This window comes from Haloglycomyces albus DSM 45210 (assembly GCF_000527155.1).
Lineage (GTDB): Bacteria > Actinomycetota > Actinomycetes > Mycobacteriales > Micromonosporaceae > Haloglycomyces > Haloglycomyces albus.
Genome location: NZ_AZUQ01000001.1, coordinates 2,096,129 through 2,114,075, shown reverse-complemented (window position 1 = coordinate 2,114,075; position 17,947 = coordinate 2,096,129). Strand labels below are relative to the sequence as shown.

Sequence of the window (17,947 nt, the reverse complement as noted above, 5' to 3'; positions counted from 1 at the left end):
AAGCCCTGTAAACCAGTCCCGGAACTCAAAATCTTCGATTCCGGGTGGAAATTCTGCGGCTAGCGTTACCGCTCCCGAGTCAGTCACCACCGAGTCACGCCTCTCGCTTGATGTCGGTCAAAGGTCAACGAGCGTTATGAACGATCCTGGCTCAAGTCTCAGTGGGCAACTGAGGCCGCACTCGTCAGCTATCGGACGGATTGACCAGGAGCGTCGACAATGACGCCCTAAATTACATGTTCGGCATGTGCTTAATAAGCAAATACATGCCTGTACCAGCGCCGACGAGCATTCCAATGAGAAGTCCGATCCCGGGGAGATCGAGCCACTTGTCGATAAGGAAGCCGGCTCCTCCCCAGGTAATCAGTCCAGACAGGAGATAGCCCATTGCCCGCCAACCCGTGTCGGCTCCGTGGGCACTTGATTTATCTTCCGGCTGATCCGGGGAATCCTTGTCGGCCATGTCGCCTTGAACTCTAACAGGACCTGCGGCGGAGTCCAACATTGGGCTCCCCGCTACTTGGATCTGACTCTCATTTTTCAGCACCGCAGCGCCTACACGCGTCCCGTCGTAACCCAGGACACTAAGGAAGCTCGATATATTCTATTTTCGCTCTATACGTCCAGGATGCTTGTACTGTTAGCCAAGTCAGCGCCCCGAGGATAATGCCGACGCCGAAATCCAACAAAACGGATGAAAAGGCATTAGTCACCCACCACAGGACAAGCCCGAAAGCAACGAGCTTCAGTGCGTACGTGAGCAATCCCACGGGCAAAGTGAGACGTATATCAACTCGTTCCGCTGCCGCAACGGCCCAGACCGACACCGTGAAACCGACCGCGACCGACAGGGCCCCAAACGCAAAAGCCACCATCGCCTCCGGTCCGGTCATGATTGCCGCCACCGCCGCGCCGAGAACGGCGACAAGGGACACCACCCCCCACGCGAGCTTCAGATACCCGCGGGCCGCGTTCCGCGTCGACGAGCCCGACGAACGCGACGTCATTGCACGTCCTCGGGTTCCAAAGCTTTGGCCAGCGGATACAATGCCGTCTCCAGTTCATCGGCAATCTGGTCGTACACCCGTCGTCCCAGACCCCACGGGTCGGCCAGGTTCTCGGCCGGGACGTCGGTGTCATCGGCGTGCGACAGAAGCAGCTTCAGGCGATCCTGGAGACCGTCACCCCGCTGAACCACGTCGGAACCGTATCGCGCAGCGATCGCACCCATATGGCGCACCAACATCGTGCGGTCAAGGGCCTCGGGAAACCGATCGGCGATGAACTCGCGGTGCCCATCGGTGGCCACCAGGATGAGATCCGAGATCTCCACCGAATCACGTTCCAGCGGACGAGAGTAGTGACGCCGATCGTCGTATCCGCGTTCGGCGAGGATGCGAGCGGAGTTGCTCTGCATGTCCTCACCTTCGTGGAACGCCGAGGTACCCGCTCCGTGGTTGTACACCGCATCGCTGGTGAGGTGGTCGAATATGCGCTCCGAAAGAGGCGAGCGGCAAATGTTTCCGGTACAGACGTGTAGGACGGTAAACGGTTCTGAGATCGTCACGATGCTCCTTAGGCTCCTGTGCTCTCATCGGGTCCGATCGTCTTCGGGACGACCGTCTGGAGGGTTTCCAGCGGAATGGCACCCTCGCGCAACACCCGAGGCGGATCGGCCAGACAATCGACAATGGTGGACGGAACGTTATCGGTGCTCGGACCCGCTTCCAAGTAGGTGGTGACATCCGAACCAAGTTGTTGCTTTGCCTCTTCAGCCGTCGCCGCGGGAGGCTGCCCGTGTTTGTTGGCCGACGACACCGCCATGGGCCCGGTCGACTTAAGCAGTTCCAAGGCCAGGGGATGCAACGGCATCCGTACCGCCACCGTCCCATCCGTATCGCCAAGATCCCACGTGAGAGAGGTGTTGTACGCGACCACCAGGGTGAGGGCCCCGGGCCAGAAGGCCTCCGCGAGCGCGGTGGCACTCTCCGGCAGGTCGGAGGCGATTCCGTCGAGAGCACGACGCGAGCCGATGAGGACCGGCGGCGCCATGTCGCGCCCACGGCCTTTCGCTTCGAGAAGGGACCGGATCGCACCGCTGTTGAAAGCGTCGCATCCGATGCCGTACACGGTGTCGGTGGGGAGAACGACCAGGCGGCCGTTCTTGACCGTGCGTGTGGCCGTCTTCAGCCCGGTCTCACGTTCAGTGAATTTTCTGCAGTTAAAAAGCCTCACGCTTGACCAGGTTACTCGTGGCGGTGGAGAGCGGCAAAGGAGCGGTCGGCGTGGGGTCGTGAACGTTGTCCTCCTGACACGAAGCGAGTGGCGCTTTTTGGAATGATGCGGATACACTGTGTAACTGAAAAATATTCATTCAGCTTCGAATCGCACGCGACACAGGTGGGACGGGAACGCTTCGTCGGTCGCGGACGGCGATCCGCGGCACGTGCACTGTCGGGCAGGTAGGCATCTTGGTCACCACACGAATCACCACGCAACCACCTCACCTCATTCCACCGGTGGACGCCCCGACCCTCTGGGAACGACTACGCACCGGGAACCCGAGCGCACGATTCCTACGTCTACTCCCACTCGTTCTCCTGGCGGTGACCCTCGGGCTGCTGGCGGTGGACAACGAGTGGGTACGAATGCGGTACTTCCTCATCGTCTTTCCGGCACTCGTGGCACTGACACACGGTCCCGGATTGACCGCGCTCGCGGGCGTGGTCGAAATCGCTCTGTTCTCGCTGGGAGCCGATGCCGCCGGAGTGCTGACCGTCCCGCAGAGCAAGTGGAGCGATCTGCCTACCGTGGCGACGATCATGGTCGCCTGCGTGTTCCTTGCCTGGGTACGGGAACGATCAAGTCAACGTCTCACGGAGATGAACACCGTCGCGCACACCCTGCAACAGGCGGTCCTGCCGGATCTTCCCGGGCGGGTCGGCCCGCTGCATGTCGCGGGCGCGTACCGCACCTCGTCCAATAATCCCGCGAATCTAGGCGGCGACCTCTTTCAAGTCGTCGATACTCCGTTCGGGACCCGCCTCATCATGGCCGACGTATCCGGTCACAATTTGGAGACCATCGCCACCACGGTGGCGTTGCTGGGAACGTTCAACGAAGCCGCACAGCATGAAAAGTCCCTATTCGGAGTCGGCGATCGGTTGAACGACAGGATGAACGCCCTGAACCGGGGACGCGATCCATGGCAGACGGCCTATGCGACCGCCGTTCTGGCCGAGGTCGACGCGGAGGGCCGCATGGAACTGTTCAATTACGGTCATCCCGCCCCTATCCTCGTCCGTACCCGAGCCGCCGAGGTTCGCATCCCCATCACCGCGCCACTCGGAATGCAGGATTTGACTCTTATTCCGCCCGAAAGCATCAGCCTCCAGCTCAATCCCGATGATGTTCTGGGTTTCTATACCGACGGAGTCCTCGAGTCCTGCCGTCTCAGCGGCTCTCCCGATTCGATCGTGGATCGGTTCGAAGCGGGAGTCGCTCGTGTGGGGACCAATCCCCATGACATTCTGGAGTTCGAACGACGGCATCTCGACCTGTCCCACGCCACTGTTCCCGACGACATGGCGGCGTTGATCGTGCGTTTCGACGGAATTCAACCGCGCCGGTCCGACTAGAAACCGGATCTCGCGCCGCGCTCCACGGCATGGCCGTTGGGGCGGGGAATGACGGTCGGGCACACTGGTCCCATGCATCCTTCCCTCCGCAAAGAACTGACCGTTCCTGTGATCGTTTCGGTCCTGCTTGTGGGTACCGCCGCCCTCATGGCGTTTTCCTTCGGCTCCGCGGTGAAGTCCGGCGACGACGTCGATCATCTCAGTGGTGACCCGCAGGGCCTAACGGTATACCTCATGGCGTTGACAACGGTCGTCATCGCCTGCCTCACCGCGATACAGCTGCGAGAACAGGCCGAAGACCTGCCGGTCTGGTGGAATGTCCTGTTCACCGTCGGCATTTCGATCGGAGTGGCGGTGACACTCTATATAGGTCTCGACGCGGCGGGAAACGTACTACCACTGTCTCTGCCCACGGTTCCGGTCGCGCTGGCACTGGTCGGTTTCAGCTGTGGAATGCTGTTCGCCCTTGCCGTCGAACTGTTCGACCGATGGGGAACGCTGCCGACGTGGTTGCTGCTTCTGGCGATGACGCAACCGGCGGCGGGAGAAAACGCCTCCACCGTCATGGAACGCTTCGCTTACTGGTTCCCTCCAGGGGCCGGCATCGCCGCCGTACGGGATACTCTCTACTTCGACGGCGCGAGTGTCGACACTCCACTGAAGATACTGTTGGCCTGGTCGGTGATCACCATGCTGGCCTTTGCGTGGTTTCGCTACCACCCGGTCGACCACCGTCGCACGAAGCGCCGCCGCGCCAAGAGGTAGCTCAGGGACCGTTGACGGCCGTGGTGTAACGGGGGCGATTCGTGAGATCCGTATGAGTTTCGATATCCCGGTATCCCGCCCATCGCAACCGCGCCCGAACTTCGTCCGCGTGCGTCTCATCGTGTTCGAATCCCAGGTGTCCTTGAGGCCGCAGCCACGTTCGCGCTCGTTCCACGAGCTCGGAGATGACGGCCAGTCCATTGTCTTCCGCAAATACCGCATGGTCCGGGTCCCAGTGCACCTCGGGCGCGACGTCGATATCGGCGGGGACGTACGGTGGATTGGACACCACCACGTCAACCGTCCCGTCCAGCTCGGAAAGCGTGCCTGAAGCCGTCGCATCGGCGTGGATCAAAGCGACGTTACCATTGTCCGCCACATTGGCGTCCGCCCAATCGTAAGCGTCCTCGTCCACTTCGATCGCCCAGAGACGAAGTTCGGGTCGCTCTTCGGCAAGCGCCTTGGCAATGGCTCCACTACCGGTACAGGCGTCGATAACCAGACCCCGGTCCGGAGCGACGTGTAGGGCCCAATCCACCAACAATTCGGTTTCGGGACGCGGCACGAACACTCCCGGGCCGACCGCGACCTCCGTTCGACGGAACGCCGCCGATCCGGTGAGATGCTGCAGCGGCTCCCGGGCACACCGCCGAGCCACCAGGTGTTCGAATCGGACACGGGCACCATCGTCGGGAGGATCGGCAATAAGCAGGGAGCTGCGGGTCAAACCCGATACGTGGAGAGCCAACAGCTCGGCGTCCACACGAGCGCCCGCTATACCGCACTCGGCCAGTCGAGACGCCGCCGCACGAGTGAGATCGCTCCAGTCGGGACCCTTATTGCTCACCTTGTCCCGCCATACGTTCGGCACGGTCGGCGGCGGACAGTTTGTTCAAGACGTCGTCGATCTCACCTTGCATGACTTGATCGAGGTTGTACGCGGTATAGCCGATCCGGTGGTCGGTCAATCGATTCTGAGGGAAATTGTAGGTGCGTACGCGCTCGGAGCGGTCGGCGGTGCGTACCTGGCTCTTACGGGCCTCACCGGCGGCGGCGTCGGCCTCTTCCTGCTGTTTGGCCAGCAGACGCGCGCGCAGGACCTTGAGCGCGGCTTCCTTGTTCTGCAGCTGAGACTTTTCGTTCTGGCTGGTCACCACCACACCGGTGGGCTCGTGCGTAATACGCACCGCCGAGTCGGTCGTGTTCACCGACTGGCCACCGGGCCCGGAGGCCCGGAAAACGTCGATACGGAGGTCGTTCTGGTGGATTTCGATGTCCACTTCCTCGGCTTCGGGCATGACGATGACGGCGGCGGCCGAGGTGTGCACCCGCCCCTGCGACTCCGTGGCCGGAACGCGTTGCACGCGGTGGACTCCGCCTTCGAATTTGAGGCGACTCCAGATTCCGTTCCCGCCTTCCGGGTTTCCTTTGGTTTTCACCGCGATCGAGGCGTCTTTGACACCGCCCAGATCTGATTCGGCGTTTTCCAACACTTCGGTGGCCCAACCCTGTTTTTCGGCGTACCGCAGATACATGCGCATCAAATCGGCGGCGAACAGTGCTGATTCCTCTCCCCCGGCGCCCGATTTGATTTCCATGATGACGTCCTTCGAATCATCGGGGTCACGCGGAATCATCAACTCGGCGAGTTTTTCCTCCAGTTGCGGCAGGCGCTCGCGGAGCCCGTCGGCTTCGGCGGTGAAATCCGGGTCCTCTTTGGCGAGTTCTTCGGCGGTTTCCAGATCTTCCTTCGCCTGGTCGATCTCGGCGGCTACTTTTGCGATCGGGGTGAGCTCGGCATAGCGACGTCCGACGCGCCGTGCCATCGACGGATCGGCGTGCAGGCTGGGGTCACCCATCTGCATTTCCAAGTCGTGGTATTCGGCCAGGAGTATGGCAAGGCGGTTGTCTGCTGCGGTCGACATGGTATTCAAGTTCTCCTTAAGAAGCCACGACTGGAAACACGGTCAATCATAAAACAAACGCCCAGGTGACGAATCACCTGGGCGTTTGCGAATACGCTACTTGTCGGCCTGAGCCTTCTTGGCCTTCGCGTATTTGGCTTGGAATTTCGCGACACGACCACCGCTGTCGAGGATGCGCTGTTTGCCGGTGTAGAAGGGGTGGCAAACATTGCAGGTGGCGGCCTGGATCTTGCCGGAGGTCACCGTGGAGCGCGTGGTGAAGCTATTACCGCAGGTGCAGGTCACTTCAGTGACAACGTATTCCGGGTGAGTTCCCTGTTTCATTGTGGGCCTTTCTTCGGTCGCCGGGTCGATCGACGGCACGAACAGAGCGCGACGCCAACCGTGAACCGGTACCGGATCGTGCTTCCGAGGAAGCGCTTGGACAGTGGTCGTCAATCCTTTCTTGACGCCAACTAACTAGTGTAACCGGTGATCGTCGCTACAGTCGGTTCCCAAGCATGAGCGTTTGTAGAGTTCACTCAAGATTTTCCATTGACGTTTTGCCAATTCACTATTGACAGTTGTGGCCTTTCTCATGTTTGCTTGGAATAGTTACCAGCAAGTAAACCGCACGACATTTGAGAAGGGAGCATCATGTCCAACGATGCACCTAAGGGGCGCACCAGCTGGAAGAGATTCGGGCTGCTCGCGGGCCCCGCTGTTGCGGCTGGAGTCACCATGGCGGCGCTGACGGCGCAAGGGGCCATCGCCTCGAGCTTTGCCGTATCCTCCGATGATTTCAAGGTTACGGCCGAAAGCATGGAAGGTGAAGGCTTTAGCCAGGTCGGCGCGATCGTGGAGGGGTCCGACGGTGAACAGCACGTCGTCGCTCCTTCGGCCATTGCCAGTGCCGAGATCGTCGGTCTGTGCCAGTCGGCGCTCATCGACACGCCTCTGGGCACCTACACCCTGGTCGTCGAGGCTGGTACCGACCCTGAAAACCCTGTTGAGGCCGAAAACCTCATTCTGTATATCGACGAACTGCAAGGTAACGCCGAGTTCGGAAACATCGAAGTCGGCGTCGACGCGGGAGAAGTCGATCGCACCCCAGGATTCAGCGGTACCCCCGGTGGTTTTGCCCAACAATCCGAGACCATCACCATTACCGATGCCAAGCAGAACGCTTGGTTCGTCGAAGCGGGCACCTTTACCTTGAACGGGCTCCACATGTCCATTCACCAAGGCGAGAACGAGTGTTACTAGGCGGTTAACGCACTGGAGCGTAATCGCAAGGGAGGTAATGTAGATGCCCAAGGATGAATCCCCGGAGGAGAAGGTCGCGTGGTTGCGGCGGGCTTGGAGATCCTGGCGCCGCTGGCGACGCACACGTCCCTTCTGGGGTGGGCTGATCGCGCTTCTCGGAGCGCTGGAACTCTATCTCGTCTTGGGCGGCATGATCAGTATCAGTTTCATCCGTGGAATCGGTGAGCTCGGTACGCTCGTCATCTGCGTGACGGTGCTGTGTATGGTGCTCGTGTCGTGGTTTCAAAACCAGATGCGCACGGTCACCGGAATCTTGATCGTCATCGCGGGTTTGGCGTCCATGCCTGTTGCCAACCTGGGTGGGTTCGTCATCGGAATGCTGTTGATAGTCATCGGTGGCGGACTCATTTTCGCCTGGACCCCACCCAAATCCGAGGATGAGCTGTGGGACGAGGCCGTGGACGGGTCCGCTGACGACTCCGATTCCACTGCCGACGAGACCACGGTCGAGACGCAGAAGGACGGTGAGAAGGGCACCTCGGGTGCCGTGTCCGCCTCCGCTGTGGTCGCGGCCGTCGTGCTCGCTTTGGCGGTAGCCGTTCCCAGCGAACCGGCCTACGCCCAAGATTCCAACTGGTGCTTGATTCCCCTTTTCTGCGACGATGAGGACGACTCCGGAGACGAGGACTCTGAGGAGGGCTCGGACGAGGAGTCGGACGATCTCCCCGAGGAGGGCGAAACCGACCCGGATGAGGGCGAGGACACCGATTCGGACGAAGAGGAGTCCGAAGAGGACGAGGGGGAAGGCGACGACGAAGAGTCGGACGCCACCTGCGAACCCGATAAGATGCCCGATGGTGAAATCGAATTGGGCTCCGGCGACGCCGAAGAGGCCGCCGAGGTTCTGGAAGAGTGTATGGAGGACGACGACTACGAGTCGGAACCGAAATACGCCGACGGCCCCCCGGTCGCCGCTTCGGATCTCACCACCATCACGGCCGACAAGATGACCATGGTGTGGGTGACCTACGACGGAATCGTCGAGATCCAGACGAACGACGGTCCCGTGGAAGCCATGAAGTTCACCATGGATTCCCTGTATTTGGAGGAAATGGATCAGGCGGCCGCCGCCGTCCCCGGTAGCGACAAGGATATACACGTCAAGAACCCGGGAACCACCGCCGAATTGAAGGGAAACGTCGAACTGTACGCGCTCTCCACGGAGGGTCTGGCCTTCGGAATTCTGCCGATCAAGGTGACTGTGGACAATCCCATGCCGGTTGTCCCCCCGTACCTGGTATTGACCGAGGCCCAATCCGTGACGACCTACGTTCGTGGTGACGTCATCGAACTGCCGACGATCAACGAACCGGTCGAGTAGAGGCGACGGCCCTGTACGACGTACAGCGTAAGGGGCGGCGATCCGTGATTGGATCGCCGCCCCTTACGCTTAGGTTCGAAGCCTATTCCCCAGGAGTCGTCTTGACGATCTGCATCAGGAACTCGGCGTTCGTTTGAGTCTTCTTAAGACGGTCAAAGAGCTGGTCAATGGCCTGTTGCGGTTCCAGCGACGCCAGGACTCGGCGCAACTTCAACATGACGGCCTGCTCGTCGGAGCTCATCATCAGGTCGTCCTTACGAGTGGACGACGCGTGAACGTCGACAGCCGGGTAACGCCGTTTCTCCGCGATCTTCCGGTCCAGTTTCAGCTCGGAGTTACCGGTTCCCTTGAATTCTTCGAAGATGACCGTGTCACCCATCGAACCGGTCTCCACCAGAGCCGTCGCCACAATCGTGAGCGAACCGCCGCCTTCAATGTTGCGGGCGGCACCCAGGAACTTCTTGGGCGGGTACAAGGCAGTGGTATCGATACCACCGGACATGATGCGTCCGGAAGCCGGAGTCGCGTTGTTGTAAGCGCGAGCCAAACGGGTAATTCCATCCAACAGGACAACGACGTCGTGCCCCAGTTCCACCAACCGCTTGGCGCGTTCAATGGACAGTTCGGCGATAGTGGTGTGATCCGACGGTGGACGGTCGAAGGTGGACGAAATGACCTCGCCCTTCACCGAACGCTGCATGTCGGTGACCTCTTCGGGCCGTTCGTCGACCAGTACCACCATCAAATGGCATTCAGGATTGTTGGTGGTGATGGAGTTCGCGATCGACTGCATCACCATCGTCTTACCAGCCTTCGGAGGCGAGACGATCAAGGCGCGCTGTCCCTTACCGATGGGCGTTACCAAATCGATGACGCGGCCGGTGAGGTTGTTCGGTTCGGTTTCCAAACGCAGGCGCTCATCCGGATACAGCGGCGTCAGCTTGTAGAACTCATCGCGACGCTTCGCCTCCTCCGGATCCATCCCGTTGACGGAATCCAGACGAACCAACGGGTTGTACTTCTCGCGGCGTTTTCCGCCCTGGTTTTCCTGGTGCGGCTTGACCGCACCGGTAACCGCGTCACCGCGGCGGAGTTTATTGCGGCGCACCTGCGCCATTGACACATACACATCTTCCGAACCTGCGAGATATCCGGTGGTTCGAATGAAAGCGTAGTTCTCCAGGATGTCCAAAATTCCGGCAACCGGAAGCAAATCGTCGTCATTGCGCTGATCGCGCCGATCGTCACCGAAATTCGACCGATTGTCGTCATTGCGGTCCCGGTAGCCGCCGCGACGGCGATCCCGGTCGGTGCGATCGCGGCGCTTCCGGCGGTCGCGGTAGTTGCCTCGGTTGTTGTCAAAATCGCGGCGCCGACGGCGTCCATTGTCGTCGTCATCGGAGCTCTTCTCAGACTGTTCCGTGGACGACTGCTGCGGTGCGGAACCACCGGAGTCGCTGTCGTTGCCCCGACGGCGACGACGGGTTCCACGCCGCACCTGCTCAACCGACTCAGATGCGGTTTCGCTGGACTGATTCTCGGAGCCTTCGGATTCAGAAGCGGCGCTAACGTTGTCTTCCTGCTCTGGGGCATTGGTCTGGCGTGCGGAGCGTCGTCTCCCACGCTGTGCCGTCTCCACCCCCGAGCTTTCCTTTTCATCGACGGTAGACGGATTATCGGAGTCAGGCACTGGTAGGGCCTCCTGTTCTGCACTGCCACCAGCGTCTTGAGCCGCCTCCTCGGCGGCCTTGATCGCAGTGATCAGTTCGCTCTTGCGCATCCGGCCCACGCCGGTGATGCCCATGTTGCTCGCCATCTGCTGCAGCTGAGGCATCAGCATAGAGGCCAATCCCGTCCCAGGCCGGCGGCGTTTAGTAGTTGTTTTAGCGCTGCTCTTCTGGTCCGACGATGTGCCGGTGGTGTCGCTCAATGGATTCCTTCCCTTAGCGGACACGAGTTACGAGAATGAAATACCGTGCCCACGTTCTCAAATAGCCACGATGCCAAGCAACTGGTCATAGATTCAGCTGTCACGCGGCGAATGTTTCCCACATTGTGTGCCTTTGCAGCTGTCTGCTCGCCAATCCGTTTGTCCGCAACGGAATGTGCGCGGAGGTAGTAGAGCAGAAACCAGAGATCCAGCGTACGCTAGATGCGTCGCGGCCGTTGTGATTATAAGCATAGCCTCTAGATTTAGATGCTACGACACTGGGTGGATGAGCCTTATTCAAAGTGTCCTTGGCTTCTGTGTCGTGGGAGAAGATCGATTGACGAACCCGCTCCTAGCGGCCTGCCATGAACCTGTTTTCATACAAGGCTCTCTTATGGGGTTAATGATAGCGCATGTGTATCCGAATGACCAATAGGGGCGGGAAAGAAAATTGAGACGTCAACTACTCCGCCGAGGCCGATAGCGCTTCCCGCGACACGATACTCACGATTTTCCCGGGCTCTCATCGAGGACACAGGCTCCCGGACCGACGTCAAGTTCCAGTCTCTCCCAGTCCTCACATTCACCCGGAGACTCACTTTCTCTGTCGCACAGCACGATGACCGACGGTCCGGCCCCGGAAATCGCCGCGGCGAACCCCTGTTCCCGCAGCCTGCGTACCAACTCCCAGGCGTCGGGCATTCCATTGGCCCGATACGGCTGATGAATCCGATCCGCCGTCGCCTCCCACAACAGATCCGGCTCCGACGTCAACGCCTCGACCAGCAAGGCCGAGCGAGACAGATTGAACACGGCGTCGGTATAGGGAACCGTCGCCGGAAGCGCGGCCCGCGCCGTCTCGGTCAGCCCCTGCATCTGAGGGACGAAAACCACGGGACGGACCCGTTCGTGGACTCGACGCGACACCGCACGGGCACCTGTCTCCCCAAGGTAGGCAATGGTGAACCCGCCCAGCAGGCAGGGAGCCACATTATCCGGATGCCCCTCGATCTCACTGGCCAGGGCCACCTTTTCCCCATTGGTCATCTTGGTCTCCAGCAGCGAGTCGGCCAAGAGGACCCCGGCACTGATGGCGGCGGAGGACGACCCCATTCCCCGCGCGTGAGGAATACGATTGACACAGTGGAGTTCGAAGTCCCGCAGTGGATGCCCCAGACGTTCTGAAGCGGTCATGATCGTGGCGGCAATGAGGTGGCTTTCGTCGCGAGGCAGACCGTCGGCCGGACCATCGATCTCGACACGTACTCCACTGTCGACTCGGGTAGCGGTGACGGTGTCGTGCACGGACAGTGCCAATCCAAGGCTGTCGAAACCCGGCCCCAGATTGGCGCTCGTGGCCGGAACCAGGGCCGTAGACGAATCTCTCATTCCTTACAACCCCAACACTTCAGCGGTCGCCTCGGCATCGACGGGCACGAGAGTCGGTTGCGGCGCCGTCGAAACGGCCCAGTCGGGGTCTTTCAACCCGTTTCCGGTCAGAGTGCAGACGATCGTCTGTCCCGGCGTGATGTTCCCGGCCTCCGCCTGCTGCAACAGACCCGCGACACTGGCGGCCGACGCCAGTTCCACGAACACGCCTTCGGAACGGGCCAAGAACATGTAAGCGGCATGGATCTCACGATCGGTGGCGGCAATGATCTCCCCGGCCGAAGCGTCGCGAACCGCCAGGGCCTTGTCCCAGGAGGCCGGATTACCGATACGAATAGCCGTGGCAATGGTTCGCGGGTCTTTTACCCTGCGGTCATTGACGATCGGCGCAGCTCCACTCGCCTGCACTCCGAGCATGACCGGCAAGCGACTCGCATTGCCGTCCTCGACGTCCCGTTCGTATCCGGCCCAGTACGCGGTGATATTGCCGGCGTTACCGACCGGAAGAACATGGAGATCCGGAGCGTCGCCGAGCCGTTCGACCACTTCCCAGGCGGCTGTCTTCTGCCCTTCGATCCGATTGGGGTTCAAATGATTGACCAAAGTGACCGGGTGATTGCGCGACAGCTCGTCGGCAATGGTGAGGCAATCGTCGAAGTTACCGCTGACCTGCAGCAACTCCGCCCCATGCACCAAGGCCTGAGCCAGTTTGCCGAGCGCGATCTTCCCTTCGGGAACCAAGACCGCACAGGTCAGCCCGGCCCGGGCCGCATAAGCCGCCGCCGAGGCCGAGGTGTTCCCCGTCGACGCACAGATCACGGCCCGCGACTCGGCTTCGAGAGCTTTAGATACGGCCATCGTCATGCCACGGTCTTTAAAGGACCCGGTGGGATTCAGCCCCTCGACCTTCAAATACACGTCACAACCGACTCGCTCCGACAAGGCGGGAGCGTGAACCAGCGGAGTGTTTCCCTCTTGGAGGGTAACGACCGGAGTATCGGCGCTGACGGGCAATCGATCGCGGTACCGGCGAATGAGCCCCGGCCATCCCGTGAATTCGTGCTGTGACATGGAACCGTCGGACATGAGTGCCCTATTCTCCTTCAACTCTCATGGTTGAGCTCACGTGTCGCACGAGAGCCAATTGCTTGAGTTCCTCCAAGGTGGCGGCCAGCTCGGCGTCCGGCGCAAGGTGCGTAACGACGACGAGCTGTGCGTCCTCCCCGTGCCCGGTCTGACTGACCGTGGCCAGGGACACACCATGATGCGCAAAGGTGGAGGCCACCCGAGCCAGTACCCCGGGTTCATCGACGACGTCAAGGCTGACGTAATAGCGCGTGAGCGCCTGTCCGATTTCCTTCACGGGCCGTTCCTGCCACGCCGCTTCCGGTGGGAAGGCGCGAGCACCGCTACGCCGGTTACGAGCCACGGTGACGATATCACCCAGGACAGCCGAGGCGGTTTCCGTACCACCCGCTCCGGCCCCGTAGAACATCAGTTGCCCAGCGGACTCCGCCTCGATGAACACCGCGTTGTAGGCTCCGTTCACATTGGCCAACGGATGGTGGCGCGGAATCATCGCCGGATGCACGCGCACCGAGATACCGTCGTCGTCCCGGGTGGCGATGCACAGCGGTTTGATGACCCGTCCATCCGCCGTGGCCGCCGCAATGTCGGCGGACGTGAGCGACGAGATGCCTTCGCGGTGAACGTCACCGAGATCGATATGCGTATGAAAGGCCAACGACGCGATCAGAGCCGCCTTGGCGGCCGCGTCGTAACCGTCGAGGTCGGCACTGGGATCAGCTTCCGCATACCCCAGGTCACCGGCCTCGGCCAACGCTTCTCCGAACGACATCCCCGCCTCGGTCATCCGAGTGCAGATGTAGTTGGTCGTCCCGTTGACGATTCCCAGCACCGCATTGATCGTGTCGCCTTGAAAGGAGTCACGCAACGGCCGCATGAGCGGTATCGCCGCGGCGGCGGCCGCTTCGTAATACAGATCGGCACGGCCGGACTCGGCCGCTGCCGCAAGTGCCGGACCGTCCGAAGCGAGAAGCGCCTTATTGGCCGTCACGACACTCTTGCCTTCCGACAAAGCCGTGGTGATCCAGGTCTTGGCCGGTTCGATCCCCCCGGCCGCCTCCACCACGAGATCGATGTCGGGACGTTTGATCAGCTCGGTGGCGTCGGTAGTGAACAGATCGGGGTCGAGTCCCAGGTGGGAACGATCCTTCCCGGCACGACGGACGGCCACCCCGGCGATCTCCAGCGGCTCTCCGATGCGATTGGCAAGTTCAGTGGCGCGCATTCGCATGAGGCGTACGACTTCACTGCCGACGGTGCCGCATCCGAGTAGCGCGAGTTTCATTGAACTTACCTTTCGTTGTACTTTCGTCAGCGTTTCGCTTCAACCGACGTCAAGTCGGAGGAGATCCTCTATGGTTTCGCGGGCAACGATGGGGCGACTTCCCTCCCTGGTGACGGCGATGACTGGAGGACGGGGAATGTGGTTGTAGTTCGATCCCATGGATCGGCAATACGCCCCGGTCCCCGGGACGGCCAGCAGGTCTCCCACGGCGATGTCCGAGGGGAGAAACTCGTCTTTGACGACGATATCGCCCGCTTCGCAGTGTTTGCCCACCACACGGGCGAGGGACGCAGTCGAGGTGTCGGCCCGAGACGCCAGCGTCGCGGAATACGACGCATCGTACAGCGCAGGACGAAGGTTGTCGCTCATACCGCCGTCCACCGACACGTACAGGCGTCCGGTACCTCCCGACAGGCGAACCGGTTTGACCGTCCCCACGGTGTAGAGAGTGAACATGCTGGGGCCGATGAGACTCCGCCCCGGTTCAATGGAAATCCGCGGCTGGTCGATTCCGGCGGCGGCCGACTCCTCGGCGATAATCGCCCGCAGACCATCGGCGATGTCCTCAGGCGGTTGTGGATCGTCCTGGCTGTTCAGAGCGATTCCATACCCACCTCCGAGGTCCAATTCCGGCAGGTTGACCCCGTGCTCTCGCTGCAACCTGGCGTGTAGCCGCAGTGCGCGTTGTGCGGAGACCTCGAACGCGGAGGTGTCGAAAATCTGGCTCCCAATATGAGTGTGCAGACCCACTAGTTGGAGGTGCTCGCTACGGATGATGCGATCGGCGGCGGCATACGCGTCGCCGTCGGTCAGGCTGAATCCGAACTTTTGATCTTCATGAGCCGTCGCGATGTATTCGTGAGTATGCGCTTCCACTCCAACGTTGACTCGGACCATCAGTTGAGGACGGACACCGAGCGCGGCGGCATGTTGTTCCAGGCGGTGGATCTCATCGAAGGAATCGACCACTATACGCCCGATTCCATGCTTCAGCGCCAGGGTGAGCTCGGAATCGGATTTATTATTGCCGTGTAGTCCGATATTGCTCGGTTCGATTCCCGCCGTGAGGGCCACGACCATTTCGCCTTCGGTGCACACGTCGACTTTGAATCCGTATTCGGCGACGATGCGCAGTACGGCCTTGGAACAGAAGGCCTTGGCGGCATAGTAGACGTCGGCGAAGTCGAAGGCCTCAGCCCAGCGGTGACACCGGGTACGGAAATCCCCCTCGTCGAAGAAATACGCGGGCGTTCCGTACTGCCGGGCCAGTTCGCTGACGGAATGACCGGCCACGGTCAGTTCACCCCGATCATCGCGGGAAACGTTCTGGGGCCATAGATAACCGTGCAATTCATTGACGTCGACCGGTACGGTCAACCAGGAGGGGCGGAGTCCGGTGAAGTCTCCGTGCAGGGCTCCGGCTTCATGGGCGCGCATCGTGTGTCCTTGGGTGCTCTGTGCTGATGGTCTAGAAAGCGATATGGACCCGACCAGCGTAACGCGTCGGGTCCAGCGGGTGTTGCCTTGACGGCGTCCTGTCCACGATGTGGGTCGTGTCGAAAGCCCCTACATTCGATCGGGAGCCGACACACCCAGCATGCGGAGAGCGTTCCGCAAGGTGATACGGGTGGCCTCGGCCAGCCACAATCGCGACAGACCGGTCTCGGTCAGCTTCTCGCCGTCGCGGGGAAGAATCCGGCACTCAGAGTAGAACCGGTGGTAGGCACCCGCAAGCCCTTCGGCATAACGCGCGACACGGTGGATTTCCCGCAGCTCGGCCGCACTGGCCACCACGTTCGGGAACTCGGCGAGCTCCTTCAACAGGTCAAGCTCGCGCTCGTGAGTGAGCTCTTCGGCCCGGTAGGTCCCACCCAGAATAATGCCCTTTTCAGCGGCGTTGCGAATAACGGCGCTGATCCGAGCGTGCGCGTACTGCACGTAATACACCGGATTGTCGCTGTTGTGGCGCGTCCACCGATCAATGTCGAGATCGATGGGTGTGTCCATACTGTAACGGGCCAAGGCGTAACGCGTGGCGTCGACGCCGATCTGCTCCACAACGTCGTCCAAGGTGACGACGGTTCCGGCACGCTTGGACATGCGGACCGGCTGCCCGTCTTTCAGCAAATTGACGAACTGCCCGATGATGAGCTCAAGGTGCGCGGGATTGTCACCGAAGCACTGCGTCATGGCGTTCATGCGACCGACATAGCCATGGTGATCGGCCGCCAGCATGATGACGTTGTGTTCGAATCCCCGTTTACGTTTATTGAGGTAATACGCGCAGTCGGCGGCGAAATAGGTCCACGCCCCATCCGACTTCTTCAGGGGACGATCCTTGTCGTCTCCAAAGGTCGTCGTGCGCAGCCAGGTGGCCCCGTCCTTCTCGAAGACGTGGCCGGCGGCGGACAACTTTTCGAGGGCGTCCTCAAGGGCGTGCGATTCATGCAGGTCACGCTCGTTGAAGTACACATCGAACTCGACACCGAAGTCAGCGAGAGAACGCTTGATATCGGCGAACATGAGGTCGATTCCCTCGTTTCGGAAAGTCCGCAGCGCATTGTCCGACTCAAGAATATCGGGATTGTTGTCCACGATTTCCTGCGCGATGTCTTCCATGTAAGCCCCGGCGTACCCGTCTTCGGGGATGTCACGCCCCTGAGCAATGGCGTACAGCGACTCGGCGAAACGGTCGATCTGTGCTCCGGCGTCGTTGAAGTAGTATTCCTGGACCACTTCGGCTCCCGATGCCTGCATCACGCGAGCGAGAGCGTTGCCGACCGCCGCCCACCGGGTGGCGCCCAAATGCACCGGACCCGTGGGGTTGGCCGAGACGAATTCCAGATTGATCCGGTCGCTGTTCATGGTGGTATTGGTGCCGAACTTGGCACCTTGCCCCACGATCGTTCCCACGATTTCTCCGGCCGCACCGGCCGCGAGAGTGATGTTGAGAAACCCTGGCCCGGCCAGTTCGACGGATTCAATGCCTTCCGCGTCAACGAGTTCCGCGGCGATCTGTTCGGCCAACGAACGCGGTTGAGTGCCCGCCTTCTTCGCCAACTGTAGGGCGATAGTAGAGGCGTAGTCGCCGTGCTCGGGATTTCGGGGTCGCTCTACGGTGGTCTTCGCCGGAAGCACCGACGTGTCAAGACCGGCGGCGTTGAACGCCGTCACGGTGGCGGACAGGACCTTTTCTGCGAGCGATTCTGGAGTCACAGCCCAACTGTACCGTTCCGCTCTCCACCGACTCGAATGGTTTATTGCGGGAATGTTCGAGGTCGCATGTCCCCGCTCCCTCCGGGC

General features: G+C 60.9%; 17 protein-coding genes. 4 read left to right on the top strand and 13 right to left on the bottom strand.

The genetic code is table 11. The features are described 5' to 3' along the window. Positions 1 to 232: 232 nt before the first annotated feature. The 4 genes from HALAL_RS0109925 to HALAL_RS0109910 all read right to left on the bottom strand — a co-directional run bounded on the left by HALAL_RS0109925 (position 233) and on the right by HALAL_RS0109910 (position 2,235). Positions 233 to 463 carry an AtpZ/AtpI family protein gene (locus tag HALAL_RS0109925; RefSeq protein ID WP_025273864.1) on the bottom strand — a complete coding sequence of 77 codons (231 nt, stop codon included), beginning with the start codon at positions 461 to 463 and terminating at the stop codon, positions 233 to 235. Positions 464 to 584: 121 nt separating this feature from the next. Next, positions 585 to 1,007 (bottom strand): hypothetical protein, encoded by a 423-nt coding sequence (locus HALAL_RS0109920; RefSeq protein ID WP_025273863.1) that lies wholly within the window; start codon positions 1,005 to 1,007, stop codon positions 585 to 587. Further along, positions 1,004 to 1,567 (bottom strand): arsenate-mycothiol transferase ArsC, encoded by a 564-nt coding sequence (locus HALAL_RS0109915; RefSeq protein WP_025273862.1) that lies wholly within the window; start codon positions 1,565 to 1,567, stop codon positions 1,004 to 1,006. Before HALAL_RS0109915 ends, HALAL_RS0109920 begins: the two co-directional genes overlap by 4 nt. An 8-nt stretch (positions 1,568 to 1,575) precedes the next feature. Next, positions 1,576 to 2,235 (bottom strand): L-threonylcarbamoyladenylate synthase, encoded by a 660-nt coding sequence (locus tag HALAL_RS0109910; protein WP_025273861.1) that lies wholly within the window; start codon positions 2,233 to 2,235, stop codon positions 1,576 to 1,578. Between the two features lie 236 nt (positions 2,236 to 2,471). Between HALAL_RS0109910 and HALAL_RS0109905 the strand changes: the two genes are divergently transcribed. Together HALAL_RS0109905 and HALAL_RS0109900 are read left to right on the top strand one after the other, a co-directional pair. Next, a complete protein-coding gene (locus HALAL_RS0109905) occupies positions 2,472 to 3,638 on the top strand; it encodes a PP2C family protein-serine/threonine phosphatase (protein ID WP_025273860.1) in 1,167 nt (388 codons plus the stop codon). Between the two features lie 72 nt (positions 3,639 to 3,710). Next, complete coding sequence (locus tag HALAL_RS0109900) at positions 3,711 to 4,403, top strand: hypothetical protein (RefSeq protein ID WP_025273859.1); 693 nt, start codon at positions 3,711 to 3,713, stop codon at positions 4,401 to 4,403. A gap of 1 nt (position 4,404) precedes the next feature. Here the strand turns inward: HALAL_RS0109900 and prmC are convergent, their stop codons facing one another. The 3 genes from prmC to rpmE form a co-directional block, all read right to left on the bottom strand. Then, complete coding sequence (gene prmC / locus HALAL_RS0109895) at positions 4,405 to 5,250, bottom strand: peptide chain release factor N(5)-glutamine methyltransferase (RefSeq protein WP_025273858.1); 846 nt, start codon at positions 5,248 to 5,250, stop codon at positions 4,405 to 4,407. Beyond that, positions 5,240 to 6,328 (bottom strand): peptide chain release factor 1, encoded by a 1,089-nt coding sequence (prfA, locus tag HALAL_RS0109890; protein ID WP_025273857.1) that lies wholly within the window; start codon positions 6,326 to 6,328, stop codon positions 5,240 to 5,242. Before prfA ends, prmC begins: the two co-directional genes overlap by 11 nt. Before the next feature lie 96 nt (positions 6,329 to 6,424). Continuing rightward, positions 6,425 to 6,652, bottom strand: a complete 228-nt coding sequence (gene rpmE / locus HALAL_RS0109885) for a 50S ribosomal protein L31 (protein ID WP_025273856.1) — start codon at positions 6,650 to 6,652, stop codon at positions 6,425 to 6,427. 312 nt (positions 6,653 to 6,964) lie between these two features. Here rpmE and HALAL_RS0109880 point away from each other — a divergent pair, with 312 nt between their 5' ends. Both HALAL_RS0109880 and HALAL_RS0109875 read left to right on the top strand, forming a co-directional pair. Beyond that, the gene (locus HALAL_RS0109880) at positions 6,965 to 7,573 is read left to right on the top strand and encodes a DUF6230 family protein (RefSeq protein ID WP_025273855.1); all 609 of its coding nucleotides are present in this window, start codon (positions 6,965 to 6,967) and stop codon (positions 7,571 to 7,573) included. A 43-nt stretch (positions 7,574 to 7,616) separates the two neighbouring features. Next, on the top strand, positions 7,617 to 8,954 hold the full coding sequence (locus HALAL_RS0109875) for a DUF6114 domain-containing protein (protein ID WP_025273854.1): 1,338 nt from the start codon (positions 7,617 to 7,619) through the stop codon (positions 8,952 to 8,954). Between the two features lie 82 nt (positions 8,955 to 9,036). Here HALAL_RS0109875 and rho read toward each other — a convergent pair whose 3' ends face one another. The 6 genes from rho to argS form a co-directional block, all read right to left on the bottom strand. Further along, positions 9,037 to 10,794 carry a transcription termination factor Rho gene (gene rho, locus HALAL_RS0109870; RefSeq protein WP_025273853.1) on the bottom strand — a complete coding sequence of 586 codons (1,758 nt, stop codon included), beginning with the start codon at positions 10,792 to 10,794 and terminating at the stop codon, positions 9,037 to 9,039. 594 nt (positions 10,795 to 11,388) lie between these two features. Next, complete coding sequence (thrB, locus tag HALAL_RS0109865; protein WP_025273852.1) at positions 11,389 to 12,273, bottom strand: homoserine kinase; 885 nt, start codon at positions 12,271 to 12,273, stop codon at positions 11,389 to 11,391. Between the two features lie 3 nt (positions 12,274 to 12,276). Continuing rightward, positions 12,277 to 13,359, bottom strand: a complete 1,083-nt coding sequence (gene thrC, locus HALAL_RS0109860; protein ID WP_025273851.1) for a threonine synthase — start codon at positions 13,357 to 13,359, stop codon at positions 12,277 to 12,279. A gap of 7 nt (positions 13,360 to 13,366) precedes the next feature. After that, positions 13,367 to 14,644, bottom strand: a complete 1,278-nt coding sequence (locus HALAL_RS0109855; RefSeq protein ID WP_025273850.1) for a homoserine dehydrogenase — start codon at positions 14,642 to 14,644, stop codon at positions 13,367 to 13,369. A gap of 39 nt (positions 14,645 to 14,683) precedes the next feature. Further along, positions 14,684 to 16,081: a diaminopimelate decarboxylase gene (lysA, locus tag HALAL_RS0109850; RefSeq protein WP_025273849.1), complete on the bottom strand. Its 1,398-nt coding sequence runs from the start codon at positions 16,079 to 16,081 to the stop codon at positions 14,684 to 14,686. A gap of 129 nt (positions 16,082 to 16,210) precedes the next feature. Next, positions 16,211 to 17,860 carry an arginine--tRNA ligase gene (argS, locus tag HALAL_RS0109845; RefSeq protein ID WP_025273848.1) on the bottom strand — a complete coding sequence of 550 codons (1,650 nt, stop codon included), beginning with the start codon at positions 17,858 to 17,860 and terminating at the stop codon, positions 16,211 to 16,213. Positions 17,861 to 17,947 lie beyond the last annotated feature (87 nt).